The organism is Citrobacter sp. Marseille-Q5395, assembly GCF_947057495.1.
In the GTDB taxonomy this organism is placed as follows: Bacteria; Pseudomonadota; Gammaproteobacteria; order Enterobacterales; family Enterobacteriaceae; genus Citrobacter; species Citrobacter murliniae.
Genome location: NZ_CAMSEL010000056.1, coordinates 1 through 3738, shown reverse-complemented (window position 1 = coordinate 3738; position 3738 = coordinate 1). Strand labels below are relative to the sequence as shown.

Here is a 3738-nt window from a genome sequence, read left to right as displayed (position 1 = left end):
AGTCTGTGAGCCTGAATAGCATGGTCGCGCATCATCTCTTCGAGATCGCTGGCCTGATCGATGATTTATGATGTCATGAGTGCTCCTTACTTCGAAGCCAGATGCAGACCGCACCATCATCCGTGTCGTGAATTGAACCGACAAACCAACCATCACCTTTTATTCCTGATGGCTGCCATGATGAAATGTCATAACCATCACCATGCTGCTCAATTTCATCCTCATCGCGATACTCCACCCTTAGCTCGAGTCCTTTTTCTTCCAGCCACGCATCAAGTTCACCGTCCAATCCATATTCTCCGCCATTAGCAGGCTTGAAATAATCTGGGTGAGTCCAATAACCGTATTGGTCGCGTTCGACGGGGAGGGCTTTAATTTCCGTTGTCATAATCCTACAGCCTTACCCAGCCTCTCGCTGAGTTGATAGATGTGGTCGCGTAATTCAGTGAGGGTCTGTGCTTCGGATTCCAGAATCTCTTTGTGCATTAATTCACGTACCAGATGCTCAAACTTGCTGTAGTAGCCAAGGCGAGAAAGCACCTCCTGACCGGCGTTTTTACCTTCCTTGGAAATCTTCTTTTCGTTAAGAATCAGGTCATGCGCAGACCCGGTGACGACATACTTATCGCCAAGTTCAATTCGTAATTTTTCACTCATAGTCAGTGCTCCATGAACTGTCGGTTGATTCGGTTGAAGGTGAACGAGAGAAAATAAAAAGGCCGCGTTAGCGACCTTGTGATTCGTTTGGTTAGCGTCATGATTCGACTCCGTACCGGCCTTGCATTCGACCGATGCTGCTAACGAATGCCACCAGGCTGATACCAAGCGGCGCAATTTTCTGGTGATGCTTCTTGATGATTGGCGGCACGACTGCATTCCATTTCGGCTTAGGCCTGCATTTCAGTGCTTGCTGAATCTCTGCCACGCATTTACGTCCCTGTGCTCTCACTACGTTGTTTTGCTCTGGTGTCATCAGTCGCTCCTTATTTCCCCGTAACGACCGCGATACTTACGCATACGGTCGTCAACGTAATCAGGTTCTACAGGTCCAACTACCATCCATCCCGGCCTGAATGACGCTTCTAAGTTGGCGTACCAGACTTCCTTTTCGTGCAACTCCTGAAGCCTGCCTTCCATGGTTGACTTCTGGAAATCGTCATTAGCGATAGCTGCAAAGCAACGAGCCAGCACCTCAGCTTTGGTGCCTGATTTTTTAGGCGGGCGTAGATATCCCGCCCCAGTGAGAGGTGATGACATTTGATGCTCCTGATTAAATGGCGTGGATAGTGTGACGAGGGAAGGGAAGAGTTACAGGTGCAAATGGAATGTCATCCGAGAAATCCATAGGAGGTTCGCTGTGCTGTTGTGACGATTGGTGTTGCGTCCGTGGTTGCTGCTGGCTGTTTCCTGACGGTTTACCTTCCGCTTGTTTTCCGCCAAGCATCTGCATGGTTCCACCGACGTTAACCAGCACCTCAGTTGTGTACTTCTCTACGCCTGATTGATCTGTCCATTTGCGTGTGCGTAGCTGGCCTTCGATATACACCTGTGAACCTTTTCGAAGATATTCGCTGGCGACTTCAGCCAGTTTGCCAAACAGCACCACCCGGTGCCATTCGGTCTGCTCTTTCATCTCGCCAGTTGCTTTGTCCCGCCATGATTCCGAAGTTGCCAGTGTGATATTGGCTACCGCGCCACCATTTGGTAGATAGCGAACTTCAGGGTCTTGCCCAAGGTTGCCGACGAGGATCACTTTATTTACGCCTCTGCTTGCCATTTATGCAGGTTCTCCTTCAAGTTCATCTTTTCGAATGTTGTAAACGTCCTGGGCTTTCTGCTGCTCACCAGTTCCTTCGAGCATTTTCCATGCTTTAGCGAATGCCTGCTTAAGCTCATCTACTGAAGTCTTTTGTGCTGCGGCATCAGTGAATGCCTTCAGGATCTGCTCAGGAGTGGTGGATAGTTTTGATTGTTTCTGTGATTGGACTTGATGCATCTCTGCATCAGCATCAATCGCTGTCTCTTCTGTAGGGATGCAGAACGCCTGAAACGCTGCGTATTTGTAGGCGATCGACATGGCCTTGTTAGTCGCCTTATCGCCGCTGTCCATCGCTTCGCCATAGGTCGTGACGGTATGAATGCTTCCGTCCTCAGTGCTGACGAAGTCGAAGTCGCCACGAACCGTGATATAAAACAGAGCTCCACCGCTTTTACTGGTTCGCTCTACACATGTGCGTTCGGTATATCGTGGGAGAATCAGGAGCTTATTCTTTACCAACTCAGGAGCCAGAGCGTTGTAGATGTCGTCGATTCCGCGAAACGCATAGTTAACCTGGCTGCCTTGTTTTTTCTCCTTCCGGATCCCCTGCTCAGCAAGGGCGGAAGCTACTCCGCTAATTGCTGCGTAAACTTTTTTCTGTTCCATAATTTCCTCAGAACGGGCATCCGCCCAAAAAATAACGCTGATTAAGAACCTCGAGCCTCGACAAGTTCAGATGTGCTCGCATCCCATTGCGATCACCTTTATAGCGATACCAGAGAGCTTTCTGTGTGCTGAGTCGTCGCTGCAATTGACTCTCTTTCACTGTTCTAGCGAGAGACATGATTGACTCCTGAAATTTGGTTGTGCGCTTCCCGTCTGCGATAGCCGGACGAGTAGAGGGAATGGTTTTGGATTGGATGTGGTTACTTCTGCGCTACTTCCTGCGCTGGGAACTCACCGTTGCGAAGAATCCCTTCAACAGGCCAGCAGTCTGCTGAAACTTTTTGTTCAGATGCCGCCTGCTGACATTCATTATGGCTGTCGTAAACACCGAGAATTACGTCGTGATACTCGCCATTTGTCATTGCAACGGTCATTACAAGTGCGAATAGAGTTCCCATTAATGAGTCCCCGCCGGCACCAGATTTGGCTCAACAGATAGCGAGGCATACGGACGGCGAATATTGCGCAGATTCCCCTGCGGCTCATGCCAGTAAGTACCATCGCGATAATCAAAGGAGACCAGCCATGCTGCGCCGGTGCGGTCGTTACGCATTGGAACTGCGCGACCATTTTTTGGTACTTCCAGGTTAATTTGCATAATCATCTCCGCGCTTAAGCCGCGCCGCTGAACGTAAAGACCTCTGCATGCAATTTTCATCGCTGCACATTGTTAAGCGGTGGATAGCCGCCATTCATAACTGAGCGTCCTCTGAGAAGCCGCTGAGGTATGAGCAATAAAAAACCCGCCGGAGCGGGTCTATTTGATGAGTGATGCTGCGTATTCGAGGAGGTAAAGCTTCGGGGCCAGCCAAATTTTCAGCCATGTCATTCTTGTTACGACATCGATTACCAACAGCCCCCAAATACATATAACTCCTGCCATAGGAACAACAAAAAAGCTAAGCTCGCCCTTACTGTCCCACACCATTGTTGGGCTATATTTAGGGTTTCCTCTATCCCATGAATATCCTTCATTACCGAATTTCCCTATTTCAACTTTCCTGCACTGGCGCTTAACAAACCAAACGACCAGAGGGATAGTTGAAATGGCAATAATCGTCATGATCAGGCTGTGCGTCATATTCCAAACCAGAAGTTGGTGTACAACATCCGGTATCTGAGCCTGACTAAATGATACTGCGGCATCAATCCCGGCAACCGCTTTCTGCAAAAGCTCAACAAGAATCTTGTTAGCCTGTTCTTCCATCGTCTTACCCTCTGTTTGTATCGTGAGCTAATAAAAAGGCCGCCTA

At 49.1% G+C, this 3738-nt stretch carries 9 protein-coding genes; all 9 read right to left on the bottom strand.

What is annotated here, in order from left to right; translation table 11 throughout:
• Window positions 1-73: 73 nt before the first annotated feature.
• Window positions 74-388 carry a hypothetical protein gene (locus OH663_RS25855; RefSeq protein WP_200010384.1) on the bottom strand — a complete coding sequence of 105 codons (315 nt, stop codon included), beginning with the start codon at window positions 386-388 and terminating at the stop codon, window positions 74-76.
• Window positions 385-657: a DUF5405 family protein gene (locus OH663_RS25850; protein WP_071701032.1), complete on the bottom strand. Its 273-nt coding sequence runs from the start codon at window positions 655-657 to the stop codon at window positions 385-387. The genes OH663_RS25855 and OH663_RS25850 overlap by 4 nt, the downstream gene beginning before the upstream one ends.
• A 97-nt stretch (window positions 658-754) precedes the next feature.
• Window positions 755-973, bottom strand: coding sequence for a hypothetical protein (locus OH663_RS25845; RefSeq protein ID WP_057101640.1), 219 nt, complete (start codon window positions 971-973; stop codon window positions 755-757).
• A complete protein-coding gene (locus tag OH663_RS25840; RefSeq protein WP_200010385.1) occupies window positions 973-1257 on the bottom strand; it encodes a hypothetical protein in 285 nt (94 codons plus the stop codon). Before OH663_RS25840 ends, OH663_RS25845 begins: the two co-directional genes overlap by 1 nt.
• A gap of 13 nt (window positions 1258-1270) precedes the next feature.
• Window positions 1271-1777, bottom strand: coding sequence for a single-stranded DNA-binding protein (locus OH663_RS25835; protein ID WP_200010387.1), 507 nt, complete (start codon window positions 1775-1777; stop codon window positions 1271-1273).
• The gene (locus tag OH663_RS25830) at window positions 1778-2425 is read right to left on the bottom strand and encodes an ERF family protein (protein WP_263525940.1); all 648 of its coding nucleotides are present in this window, start codon (window positions 2423-2425) and stop codon (window positions 1778-1780) included.
• Between the two features lie 260 nt (window positions 2426-2685).
• Window positions 2686-2883, bottom strand: a complete 198-nt coding sequence (locus OH663_RS25825; RefSeq protein WP_137399292.1) for a DUF1482 family protein — start codon at window positions 2881-2883, stop codon at window positions 2686-2688.
• On the bottom strand, window positions 2883-3083 hold the full coding sequence (locus tag OH663_RS25820) for a hypothetical protein (RefSeq protein WP_181522830.1): 201 nt from the start codon (window positions 3081-3083) through the stop codon (window positions 2883-2885). Before OH663_RS25820 ends, OH663_RS25825 begins: the two co-directional genes overlap by 1 nt.
• 159 nt (window positions 3084-3242) lie before the next feature.
• Window positions 3243-3692 carry a hypothetical protein gene (locus OH663_RS25815; RefSeq protein WP_263525939.1) on the bottom strand — a complete coding sequence of 150 codons (450 nt, stop codon included), beginning with the start codon at window positions 3690-3692 and terminating at the stop codon, window positions 3243-3245.
• Between the last annotated feature and the right edge of the window lie 46 nt (window positions 3693-3738).